13 protein-coding genes and 1 pseudogene are annotated in these 17,250 nt (G+C 46.1%); 7 read left to right on the top strand and 7 right to left on the bottom strand.

Annotated features, from left to right (window positions below; genetic code table 11):
- From ACRN9H_RS16955 to ACRN9H_RS16945, 3 genes and pseudogenes are all read left to right on the top strand, one after another.
- Positions 1–87, top strand: a pseudogene (locus ACRN9H_RS16955) (IS5/IS1182 family transposase); the annotation flags it as partial.
- Between the two features lie 96 nt (positions 88–183).
- Positions 184–936, top strand: coding sequence for a DUF5677 domain-containing protein (locus ACRN9H_RS16950; protein WP_432315320.1), 753 nt, complete (start codon positions 184–186; stop codon positions 934–936).
- 823 nt (positions 937–1,759) lie between these two features.
- The gene (locus tag ACRN9H_RS16945; protein ID WP_432315318.1) at positions 1,760–2,086 is read left to right on the top strand and encodes a cysteine-rich CWC family protein; all 327 of its coding nucleotides are present in this window, start codon (positions 1,760–1,762) and stop codon (positions 2,084–2,086) included.
- A gap of 16 nt (positions 2,087–2,102) precedes the next feature.
- On the opposite strand, the gene ACRN9H_RS16940 is transcribed toward ACRN9H_RS16945, so the two are convergent.
- The gene (locus tag ACRN9H_RS16940; protein ID WP_432315316.1) at positions 2,103–3,215 is read right to left on the bottom strand and encodes an energy transducer TonB; all 1,113 of its coding nucleotides are present in this window, start codon (positions 3,213–3,215) and stop codon (positions 2,103–2,105) included.
- 206 nt (positions 3,216–3,421) lie between these two features.
- Positions 3,422–4,228, bottom strand: a complete 807-nt coding sequence (locus ACRN9H_RS16935; protein ID WP_432315314.1) for a hydratase — start codon at positions 4,226–4,228, stop codon at positions 3,422–3,424.
- Between the two features lie 343 nt (positions 4,229–4,571).
- On the opposite strand from ACRN9H_RS16935, the gene ACRN9H_RS16930 reads away from it, so the two are divergent.
- Together ACRN9H_RS16930 and ACRN9H_RS16925 are read left to right on the top strand one after the other, a co-directional pair.
- Positions 4,572–5,546, top strand: coding sequence for a DMT family transporter (locus tag ACRN9H_RS16930; RefSeq protein ID WP_432315312.1), 975 nt, complete (start codon positions 4,572–4,574; stop codon positions 5,544–5,546).
- A 29-nt stretch (positions 5,547–5,575) separates the two neighbouring features.
- Positions 5,576–6,190 carry an HAD family hydrolase gene (locus ACRN9H_RS16925; protein WP_432315310.1) on the top strand — a complete coding sequence of 205 codons (615 nt, stop codon included), beginning with the start codon at positions 5,576–5,578 and terminating at the stop codon, positions 6,188–6,190.
- A 176-nt stretch (positions 6,191–6,366) separates the two neighbouring features.
- Here the strand turns inward: ACRN9H_RS16925 and ACRN9H_RS16920 are convergent, their stop codons facing one another.
- The 4 genes from ACRN9H_RS16920 to uvrA form a co-directional block, all read right to left on the bottom strand.
- Positions 6,367–6,741, bottom strand: a complete 375-nt coding sequence (locus ACRN9H_RS16920; RefSeq protein ID WP_220774711.1) for a DUF6677 family protein — start codon at positions 6,739–6,741, stop codon at positions 6,367–6,369.
- A 136-nt stretch (positions 6,742–6,877) separates the two neighbouring features.
- Positions 6,878–8,842: a DEAD/DEAH box helicase gene (locus tag ACRN9H_RS16915; protein WP_432315328.1), complete on the bottom strand. Its 1,965-nt coding sequence runs from the start codon at positions 8,840–8,842 to the stop codon at positions 6,878–6,880.
- A gap of 194 nt (positions 8,843–9,036) precedes the next feature.
- Positions 9,037–10,068, bottom strand: coding sequence for a M28 family peptidase (locus ACRN9H_RS16910; RefSeq protein ID WP_432315326.1), 1,032 nt, complete (start codon positions 10,066–10,068; stop codon positions 9,037–9,039).
- 344 nt (positions 10,069–10,412) lie between these two features.
- Complete coding sequence (uvrA, locus tag ACRN9H_RS16905) at positions 10,413–13,295, bottom strand: excinuclease ABC subunit UvrA (protein ID WP_432315308.1); 2,883 nt, start codon at positions 13,293–13,295, stop codon at positions 10,413–10,415.
- Between the two features lie 426 nt (positions 13,296–13,721).
- On the opposite strand from uvrA, the gene ACRN9H_RS16900 reads away from it, so the two are divergent.
- Positions 13,722–15,089, top strand: a complete 1,368-nt coding sequence (locus tag ACRN9H_RS16900; RefSeq protein WP_432315306.1) for an MFS transporter — start codon at positions 13,722–13,724, stop codon at positions 15,087–15,089.
- Positions 15,090–15,197: 108 nt separating this feature from the next.
- Positions 15,198–15,908 carry a single-stranded DNA-binding protein gene (gene ssb, locus ACRN9H_RS16895; protein WP_432315305.1) on the top strand — a complete coding sequence of 237 codons (711 nt, stop codon included), beginning with the start codon at positions 15,198–15,200 and terminating at the stop codon, positions 15,906–15,908.
- 171 nt (positions 15,909–16,079) lie between these two features.
- On the opposite strand, the gene ACRN9H_RS16890 is transcribed toward ssb, so the two are convergent.
- The gene (locus ACRN9H_RS16890; RefSeq protein ID WP_432315303.1) at positions 16,080–17,135 is read right to left on the bottom strand and encodes a porin; all 1,056 of its coding nucleotides are present in this window, start codon (positions 17,133–17,135) and stop codon (positions 16,080–16,082) included.
- Between the last annotated feature and the right edge of the window lie 115 nt (positions 17,136–17,250).

Here is a 17,250-nt window from a genome sequence, read left to right as displayed (position 1 = left end):
TCAACAAGATATGACAAGCTAGCAAGAAATTACGCCAGTATGGTGTCACTGGCGTTTATGTTAATGTGGCTGCCGATGTATTGCTGAGCAACATTTGTACAGCAAAGATCAACAGACCCTAGTCATTATATTGGTGAGCACTTTGATCACTGCAAGCCCATTCTTGATAAAGACTTTCCAAATATGCATCCCATGATTAGGTTTGTAAGTACCCAATTGTATTTATCTTGTCACTTTAGCTCAGAGAGTTCGCTTATTTTGTTACAGCATGGTCAAGAGTGGGATGCTGAAATTATTAATCGTTCAATAATTGAAGGTGTTACTAAGTACATTTATATGTTGAATGGCTCTGAAGAGGAAGTACTAAAGAAAGTTAATGAATATTGGGCGATCCTTCCTAGTTACTCTGCTATCAAACGAAGTGACCGTGCGAGTTCTTTGTTGGCAGAAGTCGAGCCACAAGAAATGCATAATTGGTTATCAATTCAAGAACTAACACTTGAACCAGAACAAGTGGACAGTATTCGAGGTGATACAAATAAACAGCAACGGAAACAGCTAGAACAAAAGTGGTCGTTTAGCCACATTATACAAGAGTTTAGTGAGTCTAATGATAAGAGGCTTAACCCTTTGATCCATCTAGGTTATAACTACGGGATGAGTAGTCATCTTATCCATAAAGATGGTGACGGTGTTGGTATGGTGTGGGAGCGATGTGTCCGAAATACAGAAGAACAAGCATGGGTTAAATCTGCGCATATTGCTCGCTCTATTTCTGATCTCTGCACTTTTGCAGAAATGCGCTCACTATTTCTATTTCAGTTTTGTGGCGAGAAACCAGCTTTTTCCGAAACATTAAGACAAAACTATGAGCCACTTTTTGCAGGCTTAAAGGGTGCACTACAAGAGTTTAATTCCAAAGAATATAAAACTTAACAAGTGTTTAAGGCTGATTCGCAACGCTCGGTATTTTTGGTTTGAATCGGCTCTAGTGTTTACGGCACAATGGTTTAGCTTTGGTGGTAACGTTGCTCACTATTTAACGCGGCGTTAAAACGATAAAGTACTTAGCTACCTAAGAAACACTATCTATTCAACTTTCGGATTAAAAATAAAACGCACCCAGCATGTATGCATCGATGAACACACTTGCTATAACGCAGTAATGTAGCTCACAGAGCCAAATGAATATACCCAAATATCATTCGAGTTAGGTATTACTTGATGAATACAACCAATTGCAAGATCGTACAGGCATAGATCTTTGGGGATTAATCGCTGGCACTGTGGCGACAGAAGTTCACCATCCCCTGTGAAGTTGCCGCGGGGCGTTGGAATAAATTGCGTGAGTCCGGTCATGGATGACCGGCTAGCTTTCGCAGGTGCAGGGACGCATCCTTCGGAAGCGATAACAATTTATCCATAAGACCAAGGCCAGTCTCTAATGCATGTAACTTCGCTAGGGGCGGCAAGGGAGATCCAAGAGGGAATTGCTGTTGATCCCCTCTTGGTCGGGTGTGGGTTGAAGACCCACGACTTTGATTTATCTCGGCCGTGAGGCCGCAATAAATATAGCATTGTGCTAAACAGCACCAATATTAGCCTGAAGGGTGAAGCCCCACGACTTTTAAACTAAAGCATTCAAACGTAGTTTGGAAAGTTTTAAAATTTCACTTTGGTGCCAATCAACTAAGTTTGAGTTGCAAAAATCTATTATGATCTCAGCGCTATAACAACTTATCTTGCAATAAGGATTACCGTGTCTCAGCCATCGGAACAACCTAAGTTAGAAGCCGCACAAATTTGCCCTCTGTGCAAAGGCGCAAATCAATGTGCGGTGATTTTGGGTAAGGGCATTGAAGATTGTTGGTGCGCGCAGCAGGTGTTCCCACCTTTGGCCGCCTTGCAAGAGCAAGCTTTAGATGAGCATCAGGTATTAAGGTTACAACTAGCGTCTACCGATGCATGTATTTGCCAAGTCTGCTTAAGCCTGCTTAAGCAAGGGGAAAATCCGCGTTTATTTAGGACGCAAGATGAGCAAAGCCCATCGAGAGTGCTCGATGGGCTAGGCTATGAGCTAACGTAACGGGCTACTTAGATAGTTACTTATCAATCTTGTATTCGATCCGAACCATAGTTTGTGCGGTGACTGGTTTACCATCTTCAAACTTAGGGGCGTATCGCCATTTATCGATCATTTTCAATGTTTCTTTTTCGAATAGCGCACCCCCTTCAGAGTTAGTGATCTCGGGATTTTTAACAAATCCCATCTCATCGATAGTGAGATTTAGCTCTACCCAGCCACTTTTTTTTCGTTGGGCATAGGACATTGGATAGTCTGGTACGGTACGGAAAATAGGCCGTTGTTCCTGTGCGTCGGCCCATGGGCGCATTTTCCCGATAGCAATACAATGGGCCGTGGATTGCTCGCGTTTATTCTGACGCTCGTAAAGCTCGACTAAATAAGCATGGGCACTTAAGGCATAGGGATGACTAAAGTTAAGTGCATCGAACTGTTTAACCACTTCGAGCAATAAAGGTTCGGCTTTATTGTCATGTTTGTCTGCAAACTCAACTGCACCAACAATATAGGTGGCCTTAACTCTTTCTAATGCATTTTCTGGTAAAATTTCTTTATAAATATCATAAGCATCGAAGGCATAGCTTCTTACGTCTCGAGTGTAGAGTTCGGTTTTAGATAAGCGACTGAATGCGGTCATTTTCACATCGGCTAGAATTTTTTTATTATCAGACTTTTCTGCAACCGCTATAGCATCAAGGAAATAGTCTTTCGCTACTTTAGCTTTGGCGGCTGTTTGCGCTACGCCAAGTAAGGGGTCGATAAGCTCAAGTGCTTGCTTACCATAATGGATTTTATAGTTAGCAAGCGCGAGTTTATATAATTCATTAGCTTTGGCTGTTTGCTGAAAATGGGGTTCTATAAATGGGTTTGGGGCGACTTGATTTTCTATCGCACTGGCCCAGTTTATGGCGAGATTGGCTAAGTCGACACTGTCTTTGGCATACTGAACTTCGCCGAGTTGGTAGGCTGTTTTAGCACTCGCTTCAATGTTCGCAGCATCGCCTTTTTCCACCGCGGCTTGATAGGCGCTATAGGCTTTAGCAAAGCTATTTTCTGAGGCGTGTAAGCTAAAAGAGGTGCCTAAAGTGAGGGCAAGAAAGTAAGCAATGGGCAGCATTTTTCCATGCGACATTTTATATATCCTTATTATTGATGAATCTAGATGATACATAGGTGTATATTTTGAGGCAAGTTAGTTTGATTTTTGTTAACGGATGGCGTGTGGCGAGAAAAGGTTGATTTGACAAATAGGCGAACTGAGTGAGGCGTAAGCTCGCCTATTTGTCTTTTAATAGGCTATTTAATCAGTAGCGCCGCAGAGAGTATTCTGAGTACAGGTTATTTAGCGATAAATGTGACAGCAAACTGCCCAAGCGCACCGTATTCAAAATGGCAGACTTGTGCCAATGGCAAGTCAAGTACACCCGCGTAAGATCCGGTGATCACATATTGGCCTTGAGTTAAGCCAATACCTTGGGTTGATAAAAAATTAACCAGCCAGTACAGCCCTGCTTTAGCGGAACCATTGGGATGAATGGCCGATTTTTGCAGTGTTTCGCCTTCTTTAATGTTAACGCTGAGCTCAAAACGATTCGTATCTACACCCTCTAGTGCGTTAAGCACTGGGCCTAACCATAATCCTTGATTAACTAAGCCATCGGCTAGGGCATCAAAATAGGTAGCTTCACTGGGCGTGTGGTAGCGGCTTTTTATCAACTCAAGCGCCAAGCGACTATTGCCGAGTGCTGAGTCGATTTCAGCTTCGGTATAAGGCGTCGCTCTTGGTGGCAAATTGCGAGCTATCTCAAAAGCCAGCTCGGGTTCGACGCGAGCCAGTTGTTGATTCGATGCATACAGTGGACAAGTGGCTGATTGTTGATACACATCATTTTGATAGATAGGCGCAACGACAGTTTTTTCAGCCGTGGGTAGTAGGCATTTCCACGCCGCGATAGGATTATTGTCGGTTGTGTTAAATATTTCTGCCACGGCTTGTTGAATAGCGAAGGCCTGCTCGAAGTTTGTTGGCCTCAGTTCTGGGTTAAGTAAATCTCCGTTTGTGCCAGCAGCACGGCGCATGGCGAGTTCTTTTGCCGCGGGCTTGATACACATTTGTACTTGCTCGAGAGTGACGGTAGATAACATTAACTTTCCTATTTAAAGAGTTAGCCTATAAATATGTGGCGTAAAAGAGGGCGGCCGATAAGCCATTTTAATCGGCCAAATATACTCGGTTAATGCTATCACTGGAAATAACAATGTTCGCCTACGCTGAAAATCAATTGCCGAAGAATTAAACATGCGAGCTAAAGCTCCAATAACCTTAAGCGATTGAAACTCACATCGCTCATATTACTCACATCACATCACATCAGTGTCAGTTAAAGTATCCAACTCAGCACTTATATTTCCATAATTAGAGGCTAGATATTAGCTTAACTCAGTGCCAGAATGGCAGCCCATTTTGCGGTCTCTATTGGACTCATCCGTGAATCTCAACCTTAACGCGCCACAGGCAAATAATCATGCTCAACTCGGGCTTATTTTCATCTCAGTTGCCGTGTTATTTTGGGGCATGCTGCCGATAGCCTTAAAACTGTCGGGTGCTTTTATCGATCCGGTAACACTGACTTGGTTCCGTTTTCTGGTTGCGCTATTAGTCAGCATATTGATTCAATGGAGTGCGGGTAGTCTTAAGCAATTTGCCGCGCTCGATGTCAAAGTCTGGTTAAGGTTGGTGCTGGCGGGCATGTTTTTGATGCTCAATTATGTTTCTTTTGTTTACTCCCTCGATTACCTCGCGCCCGGTGCCGCCCAGCTGAATTTCCAGACGTCGCCTTTCTTCTTAGCTTTTGGTGGTGTGCTATTTTTCAAGGAACGACTAAATGCGGTGCAACTCAGCTGTTTTGCGACCTTAGCTTTAGGTATGCTGATGTTTTTCCATCCTAATTTAAATTTTTCAGCCACGAACAATTATCAAATTTGGATTGGAGTGATGATTATTCAGTTCTCAGCGTTGTCTTGGACCAGCTATGCCTTATTGCAAAAGTCATTATTAAATCGATTATCACCTGCCAACGTGCTTTTAGTGATCTATGCCTTAGGTATTTTCGTAATGGCTCCCTTTAGCGACTTTAGTCAGTTTGCCGATATGGATAGCTTCGAGTGGCAGATTGCACTGTTTTGCGCTGCCAATACTTTAATTGCCTATGGCTGTTTTGGACAGTCAATGAAGTATTGGCCGACAGCGCAGGTGAGCGCGATGTTAGCCTTAACGCCAGTGTTTAGTTTTAGTGCGACAGCTATCGTGGTCGCGATGGGCTGGTGGCCAGAAGTTTTTCATGCCGATGAATTAGATAGTTTATCGCTGCTGGGGATTGGCGTAATCATAGTGTCGGTGATGGTGGTGCAATTGCTGCCTATGTACCGTAATCGTCAGGCGAAGCGTTTGCAGGCTGTCTAACGCATACATTTTATCTATGGGAAAGGTCTGTGATTACACGACTCAGTGATGTAAAACTTAAAAATATCCGTGGCGTCATCTTCGATCTTGACGGTACTTTGGCGCATTCAAATCCTGATTTTGCCGGGCTGCGTCGCGAGCTCGGCATTCATTCTGGTACGGATATTTTGGCCCATGTTAATAGTCTCAGTGAAGGCGAAGTCCGAAATAAAGCATTTGAGATAGTCCATGAGTATGAAAGGCAAAGCTCACTCAATGCCAGTTGGATTGATGGTGCTAAGGAGCTTATCGAATACTTACGGGCTAAGTCGCTGCCCTTGGCGATTTTGACGCGCAATATGCCAGAAGCGGCGCAAATCACTATCAATAAGCTCGGCATTGATATCTCATTGGTGTTAACCCGCGATGATGCGCAGCCAAAGCCGCACCCTGAAGGTATTGAGCTTATTTGCCAGCAGTGGCAATTAGCCCCCGCAGATATTTTATATGTGGGTGATTATCTATTTGATCTGCAAACCGCCCAAAATGCAGGTAGCCGCTGCGCCCTTTATTGCCCCGAAACCATTCCAGATTATGCCCTGGATGCTGACATGCTGGTGGCTTGTTACCATAGTTTTATTGAAGCGTGGGCCATAGGTGATTAGCCAATCGACACCATTGCACCTAATGAGCCGCGCTTATCGTCATAAAGGTTTGTTATTAAAAGTTTGGCTATTAAAGTACGGTGTGTAAAAGGTGAAGGGCTTTTATTAAAAGTAAGTAAAGTCTGTCTGTTATTTCTCGATGGGATTTGAGCCGCGCGTGATTTGTGGCAAATACCTTACCGCAGCGCGTTGTTAGCGGTAAGTGCATCTTGCTTATCTTGCTTTAGTCCCAAGCGCACGCTATCTAATATGGCAATCAGCCAGCAGAGGATAAACCCGTACATCAGCTTATCTGCACCATCACGGATGGTTGCGGTGGTTTGCTTGGTCACTTCGGCCGCAATTACGCCTATATCTAATGGCAACACGCCAGTTTGAATATCAAGCGAGATAACTTGTGCGACTTGCATTACTTGTTGCAGCAACAGACCGAGGCTCAGTATTGCCAGTACAAAAAACACTAGGGCTCGGCGTTTATGTTGCAGGTAAAAATGACCGCTGCCGGGAGCCACTAAGGCGGATAATAAGCCGGCGGTAAGGGCTTTTTTCATGGTGGATGATTGTTCAAGTCGTTAAGCTGTAAGGCAATTAGACACTAAGCATGAGGTTCGGTAAAGAAATTTAAACCAATAAAAAAGGAGCCTAGGCTCCTTTTTTAGTCTCTAGCTTAGCTAGATAATCGTTAGATTAATCTTCACGTGGTTTACGTGGCTTACGCTCACCGGCAGGTTTGTCTGCACGAGGTTTACGGTCAGCAAATGGCTTATCACCAGTAGACGCAGCGCGAGGCTTACGGTCACCCGCTGGGCGGTCGCCAGTTGGGCGCTCACCCGCTGGGCGGTCGCCAGTTGGGCGCTCACCCGTTGGACGGTCGCCACGAGGCTTACGGTCACCGGCGGGGCGGTCTGAACGAGCACTACGGCCAGAATCAACAAATACTTGATCGCCAGCTTCGCGGATGTTCAATGGCTTGCCACAAACACGCACTTTGCGTAAGTGCTGTAACACGTCTTTTGGCATGCCATCTGGCAGGTCAACAGTGGTCACTGCATCGTAAAGTTGGATTGCGCCAATGTAACGGCTGTCGATGTTCGCTTCGTTTGCGATAGCGCCAACGATGTTACCAACACCAACACCATTCTCACGACCTACGTCGATAACGTAACGGCACATTTTTAAATCTGGGTTGTCTTTTAGTGCTTCAGCGCTGCCTAGGCTCGCTGGCATTGGACGCGGTTCGCGACTTCTGCGCTCACCACCACGGTCACTTCCGCGGTCGCCACGATCACTGCTGCTACGTTCAGGGCGCTCACTACGTTCATCACGAGCACGTTCTTGAATCGCTGGCAATTGCAGCGGACGCTCTTGCTGAACTTGCTGTAATAATGCTGCGGCTAGAAGATCGGTATCGACTTCTAACTGTTGGCATAATTGGGCAACAGCTTCTTTCATGAAATCTAAATCGCCGCTGATTGTTTCAGCCAGTTGCTCACCTAAGCGAGATAGACGACGCTCTGCAACACTCTCAGGGCTTGGAATTTTCATCGGTGAAATACGGCTGTTAGTTGAGCGCTCGATAGTGCGCAGCATGCGCATTTCACGGCTAGTCACAAACAGGATCGCCATACCAGTACGGCCAGCACGGCCAGTACGGCCAATACGGTGTACATAAGCTTCAGCATCATACGGAATATCGTAGTTGACAACGTGACCGATACGCTCAACGTCAAGACCACGGGCCGCAACGTCAGTCGCGATCAGGATGTCTAATTTGCCACGTTTCAGTTGATCAACTGCGCGCTCACGGGCTTGCTGGTTCATGTCACCATGTAAAGGTGATGAAGCATAACCACGAGCTTCTAACTTTTCAGCTAACTCAACACATGAGTTACGAGTACGGACGAATATGATAACACCTTCAGTGTTTTCAACTTCTAATACACGTACTAACGCTTCAAGTTTGTTGTGTTGTGATACTTGTACAAAACGCTGCTCGATTGACTCAACCGTTGTTTGGCTTGATTCAATACGAACATGTACTGGATTGCGCAAGTATTGGTTAGCAACACGCTTAATTTGCTCTGGCATAGTGGCAGAGAATAGCGCTAACTGGCGCTCGCTTGGCGTGTGCTCAAGGATCCACTCGATATCATCGATGAAGCCCATTTTTAACATTTCATCGGCTTCATCGAGCACTAAGGCTTGTAATGAATCGAGTTTCAAAGTGCCGCGACGCATATGGTCCATAACACGACCTGGCGTACCAACAATAACCTGTGGGCCACGTTTTAGGGCATTCAACTGTTGTTGCATGCTTTGACCGCCGTAAATTGGCAGTACGTGGAAATTCTTCATGAATTTGGCATAGCTACTGAAAGCTTCAGCAACCTGAACCGCTAATTCGCGCGTTGGCGCTAATACTAGAATTTGCGGTGTAGTTTGGCTGGTGACTTTATTTAACAGGGGTAAAGCGAAGGCACCAGTTTTACCTGTACCTGTTTGCGCTTGACCTAAAATATCTTTGCCAGCCATAAGAGGGTCGATACTGGCTGATTGGATTGGCGTCGGTTTTTCATAACCTAGCTCGTCAAGAGCACGCAACAAATTCTCGGATAGGCCGAGTTCACGGAAAGTTCTTTCATCGGATGACATTGGGTTGTAGCCTTGTGGATGCGCGCGCAAAATGGCGCTAAAGTTGCACAGACAGAAAATCAACCCCGTGTCGATTTCCCGCGAAGGACGGATTATAGCAGCATAGCGCACACTTTACCAACCTGAGTCACACTATTTACGCTGTTTCCTGCATTTTTTTCGCTAAAACTGAGCAAGAAACGCGCCACTTCCCATTAATTCTTTAAATATTCAACATTTAATTGAACTAGTTCAAATGCAGATTCAGTCACCGCTGCCAAAAAAGTGATGTCGATTGTCGCCACGGTATCCTCAGGCGTGTGATATTGCGGATGGATTGGCAGCCCTAAATATAACCAAGGGATATTCGCTTTATTGAACGGATAATGATCCGACGCTTGCAACCAATTAGTATTTTGTATGCTGCGGCCAATGGGCTTGGGGTGACTCAGTTTAATGCATAATCGGTTTTGCTCACTCAAGAGCGGTTTGAATTGGTTGAACTGATTGAAGTTTTGACTACCTTCGAGATAAATGGCATAGGGTTTACTCGGGTGACTTACCATGTCGAGATTAAGCATTAATTCAAATGTTGCCTCGGGTAGGCGAGTTTTGAGTTGCTCGACCAAGGCAGTGCTGCCATAGAGTCCGGGTTCTTCAGCATCCGTCGCGACAAACATCAAATTGACGTTAGGCAAAGTATGGGCTGGCAAGCCAAGTTGCTGTTGCCAGCGAGCGGCAATGGCTAACATTGTCGCGACACCCGAAGCGTTATCATCGGCGCCGTGGTAAATATGACTACCGCTCATGCCTAAATGATCATAATGAGCAACAACAATACGCCACCTATTGGTCGGCGTTTGCGCCATGGCGATAGCGACCACATTGGCGCCGCTATTTTGGGTAAAAAGAGTGTGATACTCAAACGGCACGATAAAGTCCTTTCCCCAAGGCTGTAAACCTAATGTTTGAAATGTCTGCTTTATATAGTCACGACTTTTAGCCGCGCCTTGGGTTTGAGTTTTTCTGCCCTCGAATTCTGCGGAACTGAGTTTTGTGACTGTCGCTTGCAGCTCACTAGGGTTGGCCCATGTCAGTTTAAGCTCGCTGGGCGCACAGGTTTCCAAAGAATTCGCGCAACCATTGAGATTTGCACTAACCAAGCAGACAAGTGTGAACATACTAAGGCCTCGCAACAGACGGCCTAAAATACGTACGTTCTTGAGATTAGCCAGCCGTTGGTGAATGCGATGGTAATTGAATAAAGGCGATATGCTTATATTGCAGGCGTGATAAAGGCTCAGCAAAATACGGCGAGTTACAGGCCATTGAGTGCTATCGCGCATGGATGATGCTTGTCCTTATGGATGAAACCGTCATCTGAAGATGGCTTTCATCTTTGCCTAAAGCTGAGTTTAATTCAACCTGTGTTAAATGTAGCGAAAGGCTAAGCGTATTTGAATGTAGCTTGGAGGGCATGAGATTAAGTGATTTGAGCTAATCGTTAACAACAATCCGCAAAACGTGGGACAAAAAAAGCGCAGTCGCCTAGGCGACTGCGCTTTTTTATTTTGATACAAACAGCTGGCTTTTAAGCCTTAGCTTTATTGGCCTTTGCCATGTCAATATCTCGCTTTAACAGTGGCTTTAAAAAGCGTGCCGTGTGGGAGGTTGGATGCTCGGCGACTTCTTCTGGTGTGCCTGTGGCTAAAATCATACCGCCACCACCGCCGCCTTCTGGGCCTAAGTCGATAATCCAGTCCGCCGTTTTGATCACGTCCAGATTATGCTCAATCACCACAATGGTGTTGCCGTGGGATTTAAGACGATGCAGTACGTCGAGCAGCAGTTGGATATCGGCAAAGTGTAAGCCTGTGGTCGGTTCATCCAAGATATACAAGGTTTGGCCCGTGTCACGCTTAGATAACTCTTTGGCAAGTTTCACCCTTTGGGCTTCGCCGCCCGACAGTGTGGTCGCACTTTGACCAAGGCGCACGTAGGACAAACCCACATCCATCAAGGTTTGCAGCTTACGGGCTATCGCGGGTACGGCATCGAAGAACTGACGTGCATCTTCCACTGTCATTTGCAATACTTCGTGAATATTCTTGCCTTTATAGCGTACTTCTAAGGTTTCACGGTTATAGCGCTTACCTTTACAGGAATCGCAGGGCACATACACGTCTGGTAAGAAGTGCATTTCGACCTTGATTAAACCGTCGCCTTGGCACGCTTCGCAGCGGCCACCTTTAACGTTAAAGGAGAAGCGGCCAACTTGATAACCTCGGGTGCGCGACTCTTGAGTGCCGGTAAATATTTCACGAATAGGAGTGAAAATACCCGTATAAGTGGCGGGGTTTGATCGCGGTGTGCGGCCAATTGGGCTTTGGTCAATATCGACCACTTTGTCACACAGCTCCATGCCTTCAATACGATCATAGGGGGACGGTTCATCCACCGTTGCGCCGTTAAGCATCCTATGGGCAATTTTAAAGAAAGTGTCGTTGATTAAAGTCGATTTACCCGAGCCAGACACGCCCGTCACGCAAGTGAACAAGCCAATCGGAATGGTTAAATCAACATTACGCAGGTTGTTACCGCGTGCGCCAAATAACTCAATAACTTGAGTTTTGTCGAACGGAATACGCGGCGTATCGATATGAATGCAGAGTTTACCGGAAATATATTGTCCAGTGACTGACTCTTCACAGGCGATGATCTTTTCAATCGGGCCGTCGCAAATCACTTCGCCGCCGTGCACGCCAGCACCGGGGCCGATATCAATGACGTGATCCGCCATGCGGATCGCATCTTCATCGTGCTCAACCACAATCACAGTGTTGCCTAAATCCCGCAGGTGTATGAGGGTTTGTAGCAGGCGTTCATTATCCCGTTGATGCAAGCCGATTGAAGGTTCGTCGAGCACGTACATCACGCCAACGAGTCCGGCGCCTATTTGGCTGGCGAGTCGAATACGTTGGGCTTCACCACCCGAGAGGGTTTCCGCCGAGCGTGATAGGCTCAAATAATTGAGGCCGACGTTAACGAGGAAACCTAAGCGATCGCGGATTTCCTTTAAAATCTTTTCAGCGATTTGCGCCTTTTGGCCGCTAAACTCGACTTTCTCGAAGTAATCTAAGGCTTCGCCAATCGACCAAGTGGTGAGTTGCGGCAGGTTAATATCGCCTAAAAACACGTTACGAGCTTCTTCACGCAGGCGCGAGCCACCACAGCTTTGACAGGCTTTGGTGTTGATAAACTTGGCTAATTCGTCACGTACCGAGTTACTTTCAGTTTCACGATAACGCCTGTCCATATTATTTAAAATGCCTTCGAAGGGGTGATTACGCACCACCACATCGCCGCGATCGTTGATGTACTTAAAGGCAATGCTGTCTTTGCCTGAACCGTACAGAACGATTTTACGGATTTTTTCGCTGAGCTGCTCGTAGGGCACTTCGACGTCAAACTTATAGTGTTCGGCGAGTGAACTAAGCATTTGGAAATAATAGAAGTTACGTCTATCCCAACCACGAATTGCGCCGCCAGCCAATGAAAGCTCGGTATTGCTGATCACGCGCTCAGGATCGAAAAACTGTTGTACGCCTAAACCATCACAGGTTTGGCATGCTCCGGCTGGATTGTTAAAGGAGAAAATTCTTGGCTCTAATTCCGCCATCGAATAACCGCAGTGCGGACAGGCAAAGTTAGCTGAGAATATCAGTTCTTCACCTTTTGGTTTACCCGAACCTGTGTCGTCATCCATGGTGGCCACGGTTGCGATACCGCCAGAGAGTTCGAGTGCGGTTTCAAAGGATTCGGCCAAACGTTGCTTGATATCATCACGTACTTTAAAACGGTCGACGACCACTTCAATGGTATGTTTTACGTGTAAATCTAAGGTTGGTGGATCGGTTAAATCACACACTTCACCGTCGATACGTGCACGGATATAACCCTGTGCGGATAAACCTTCAAGTAATTTAACGTGCTCACCTTTACGGGCGTTGACCACAGGCGCGAGCAGCATCAAGCGGCTATCTTGGGGCATTTCGAGCACTTTATCGACCATTTGGCTGACGGTTTGCGCCGCCAACGGTTGATTGTGCGTCGGGCAACGCGGCTCGCCTACACGGGCGAACATCAAGCGTAGGTAATCGTAAATTTCGGTTATGGTGCCCACTGTCGAACGTGGGTTATGGGAAGTGGACTTTTGTTCGATGGATATCGCAGGGCTTAAGCCTTCGATATGATCAACATCGGGTTTTTCCATTAAACTTAAAAATTGGCGAGCATAGGCAGACAGAGACTCGACGTAACGTCTTTGGCCCTCGGCATATAAAGTATCAAAAGCAAGGGAGGACTTACCGGATCCCGATAAGCCCGTGATGACAATCAGTTTATCCCTAGGGATAGTCAGGTTGATATTCTTGAGATTGTGGGTGCGTGCGCCGCGTATTTCAATCTTATCCATCTATCGCTCTAATGCCATATGCTTAAAAAAAATGAGCACAAGTATCGCACAGATCGGCGGCTGAGTTTAGTTGATTCTGTGATCTGCACCAATCCTAGGCTGGCAGTGGTTTTTAGTCCGCTGACTTAAGTGGCTGTGAGCGATTGAGTGGATTAATTAAGATTAATGCCGTTGTTGCGCACTGACTCACAGGACAAATGTGAACACTATGTTAGACTCACTTATCTGTGCCTGAGTATTAAATTGGGCAGAAAAATAAAGGCGTTAACCCGAGTACTGCCAGGATTACGGATAATATAGGTCTGTGATTATCGGGATAAAAGCTAACGATATCGGTAGTGGTTTAGGCCACTATTTCCTTTTGAGTAAATCCTTTTGGGTGTGGTAACATGCGCCCCTTAAAAGACTTCAATCCAGGGCAAAATCATGGGTAACAACGGACTTTCGAGTACGGAAAAAAAAGTCGCGTTTTCTTTAGCCAGTGTATTTGGTTTGCGCATGATGGGCTTGTTTATGATCATGCCTGTCTTTGCACTTTATGGTCAGCACCTCGAGGGCTTCTCGCCTCTGTGGGTGGGTATTGCTATTGGCGCCTATGGCTTAACCCAAGCCGCGCTACAAATCCCCATGGGGATTTTATCTGACAAATATGGTCGTAAGCCGATTATTTTGGCGGGCTTAGTGGTGTTTGCTATTGGTAGTTTGATTGCTGCTAATGCTGAGACGATTTATGGTGTGGTGTTTGGCCGCGCAGTGCAGGGTATGGGTGCGATTGCGGCTGCTGTATTAGCCTTGGCCGCAGATTTAACCCGCGACGAACAGCGTACTAAGGTGATGGCGATTATTGGTATGTGTATCGGCGCCTCCTTTGCGCTGTCTTTACTGGTCGGGCCGATTGTTGCGCAACATGTGGGTTTATCGGGTCTGTTTTACCTCACGGCCATCCTCGCAGTGTTGGGCATGTTGATTGTGCAGCTTTTAGTACCGAGTCCGATTACCCATGCGCCTAAGGGCGACACGTTAGCCACGCCTGCCAGACTCAAGCGTATGTTGACCGATCCCCAGCTGTTTAGGCTCGATGCGGGGATTTTTATTCTGCATTTAGTGTTAACTGCGGTATTTGTGGCTTTGCCGCTGGATCTTGTTGATGCCGGTTTAGTGAAGGAAAAACACTGGATGCTATATTTCCCAGCTTTTGTGGGGGCGTTTTTCCTGATGGTGCCGTTAATCATTATCGGCGTTAAGCGTAAAAATACTAAGGCTATGTTCCAAATCGCCCTCGTGATCATGATAGTGGCATTACTGGCGATGGCCGCATTCTCTAGCAACCTTTGGGTATTAAGTTTTGCCGTGGTGCTCTTCTTTACCGGGTTTAACTATTTAGAAGCCTCACTGCCAAGTTTGATTGCCAAATTTTGCCCCGTCGGCGAAAAAGGTTCGGCCATGGGCGTGTATTCCACTAGTCAGTTTTTAGGGGCTTTTTGTGGTGGTATGCTCGGTGGCGGTGCTTTCCAATTAGTGGGCGCAGTCGGGGTATTTGTTGTTGCCGTGATCTTAATGTCTATCTGGTTATTTCTGACATTAGGCATGGAAAATCCTGTGCTGTTAAAGAGCTACACCTTAGAAGCCGAAGTCAAAGACAAGGCGCAGGCGCGGGATATGGCAGCGCAGTTATCAGCGCTGATGGGCGTGGTCGAAGCGATCGTCGTGCTCGATGAGAAAGTGGCCTACTTAAAGGTTGATGAGCATTTCGATTTAAGAGAAGCACGAGCTGTGTTAGGCTCTGCTCAATAATATCTGCTCTGCCGTGTAATATTTGGGGAAGCTGATTTTCCTCTATGGCGACATAGATAAACAACATACTGAATTAATAGATTATTTAAAGAATCGCAGGAGATTTCAATGGCCAGTCGTGGTGTTAACAAGGTAATTTTGGTTGGCAATTTGGGACAAGATCCAGAAGTGCGTTATATGCCAAACGGTAATGCAGTCGCAAACATCACAGTAGCGACCAGCGAATCGTGGAAAGACCAACAGGGTCAACAGCAAGAGCGTACTGAATGGCATCGTGTGGTTCTGTTCGGTAAATTAGCTGAAATTACAGGTGAATACCTGCGTAAAGGTTCTCAGGTTTACCTTGAAGGTAAATTGCAAACTCGTAAGTGGAAAGACCAAAGTGGTCAAGAGCGTTACAGTACTGAAGTGGTTATCGACCAAAGTGGTAGCATGCAAATGCTAGGTAGCCGTGGTCAAGGTGGCCAAGCACAAGGCGCGCCAATGGGCGGCGGCATGCCACAAAACGCAGGTTATCAGTCTGCACCACAACAAGCGGCACCAGCGCAAAATCAATATGCTCCAGCGCCTCAAGCTGCACCAGCTTACCAAGCGCCAGCTCAGCAACAATATGCCGCGCCAGCACCTACCCAGCAGCAAGGTTATGGTCAACCGCAGTCCCAACCACCACAGCAGGGTGGTTATGCGCCTAAGCCACAAGCCGCTCCAGCGCCAGCTTATCAAGCACCTGCAGCACCAGCACAGCGCCCAGCACCGCAACCTCAGCAAAACTTCACTCCAGATTTGGATGATGGTTGGGATGATGATATCCCGTTCTGACGAATACATAAGTCGTAAAGACGAGATAGTCTGAAATGAATAAAGCCACGCAAGTCGTGGCTTTATTGTTTCTAGCGTTAATGCTTTGGGTCTTTCTATTGTATAAGCAGACTGAGAGCGTTAAAGCATTCGTCTAGCTTATAGATTCAACCATTTGATTTAGGTAAAAGCTTAAAACTTATAATCGAAGTTATAACGCATGCCGATCATGATTTGGTCATTGGTTTCACGGTAGTCGTAATCAGTTTTTTGATATTCGACAAAGGTTCTGAACATAGGCGTTAAATGCCATTCAAGCGTAGTGTTGTAGGCATTATAGGTTTTAGAGGTCACATCGTTGCCACCATCATCATATTTAGATACGCCTAGCTTAACTTTATAGCTTTCATTGATTGCGTAGCTTGCTACGACGTCAAGTGTGGATCCATCGGCGTCATCTTTGTCTATATCTTGATAGGCTGCGGCGAGGTATAAAGAGTCAAAGCTCTTTGATAGGGTCACACCTACAGTATTTTCATCGGTGCCATCTTCTAACTCTTTGTTATAAAAAGCTGCAGCGATGTAGATAAAGTCAGTTTTGTAGCGAACACCAGCGTTGACAAAATCGCTACCATCACTGCCTTTATCGCCATCAAATTGTCCATCAGCCGAAAATAAGAAATCGCCGAATTGCTTACGATAGGTGACTAGATTATTCACTCTGAACGGGCTCGCACTGTCATAGGCGAGGGGGGTTCCTGAGCGGTTAAATATATCGACAGGATCAGAAATAATTTCTTGAGTAACGGCTTGCTTACCGATGGCGAACCGACCAAATAATCCTTCAATACCGACATACGCTAGACGTGCGTCGCCAAAATCACCGTCGTTTTTAATGTCGACTTTAAATTCGCCTTTAGCAAAGCCGGTTAGGCCATGACTGAGCTTTTGCTCTGCGGCAAAACCAATTCGTGAGCTGGCATCACCCACATCCCATACTTCGTCTGAACTTAAGTTGCTCACTCCGAATGTAGGGCGTAAAGAACCATAAAAATTAAACTGAGTGTCTGATGATGTTGGGGTCGAAGCTGTGCTCTCTTGGGTTTCTAGCGTCGCAAGTCTTTGTTGTATTTGTTGTAATTCAGCCCGTAACTCATCATTCGTCGCAGTATCATTGGCTTGAGCGGCGAATAGGGGGGCGGTAAAGCTTAGCATCATCATTGCTGCTGTTATTTTTGATAGCTTCATTTATATTTCCTTACATAACAACTACTAACGCTCTGTTAATGGTTTTGTTATCCATAAAGCAGTACTGCATAGTAGTAAGGATGCGCACGTTTGATTGTGCTGGGTTCGGGATCTT

Source organism: Shewanella sp. MF08487 (assembly GCF_050848685.1).
Lineage (GTDB): Bacteria > Pseudomonadota > Gammaproteobacteria > Enterobacterales > Shewanellaceae > Shewanella > Shewanella glacialipiscicola.
Note: the sequence above shows the minus strand (reverse complement) of the source record. Positions and strands in the feature narration are given on the sequence as shown.

Bases quoted from the DNA above. Each gene is read 5' to 3' on its own strand.
- uvrA (WP_432315308.1), bottom strand. From the start codon at position 13,295: ATGGATAAGATTGAAATACGCGGCGCACGCACCCACAATCTCAAGAAT.
- ACRN9H_RS16890 (WP_432315303.1), bottom strand. From the start codon at position 17,135: ATGAAGCTATCAAAAATAACAGCAGCAATGATGATGCTAAGCTTTACC.
- ssb (WP_432315305.1), top strand. From the start codon at position 15,198: ATGGCCAGTCGTGGTGTTAACAAGGTAATTTTGGTTGGCAATTTGGGA.
- ACRN9H_RS16940 (WP_432315316.1), bottom strand. From the start codon at position 3,215: ATGTCGCATGGAAAAATGCTGCCCATTGCTTACTTTCTTGCCCTCACT.
- ACRN9H_RS16915 (WP_432315328.1), bottom strand. From the start codon at position 8,842: ATGTCATCCGATGAAAGAACTTTCCGTGAACTCGGCCTATCCGAGAAT.
- ACRN9H_RS16950 (WP_432315320.1), top strand. From the start codon at position 184: ATGCATCCCATGATTAGGTTTGTAAGTACCCAATTGTATTTATCTTGT.
- ACRN9H_RS16935 (WP_432315314.1), bottom strand. From the start codon at position 4,228: ATGTTATCTACCGTCACTCTCGAGCAAGTACAAATGTGTATCAAGCCC.
- ACRN9H_RS16920 (WP_220774711.1), bottom strand. From the start codon at position 6,741: ATGAAAAAAGCCCTTACCGCCGGCTTATTATCCGCCTTAGTGGCTCCC.
- ACRN9H_RS16900 (WP_432315306.1), top strand. From the start codon at position 13,722: ATGGGTAACAACGGACTTTCGAGTACGGAAAAAAAAGTCGCGTTTTCT.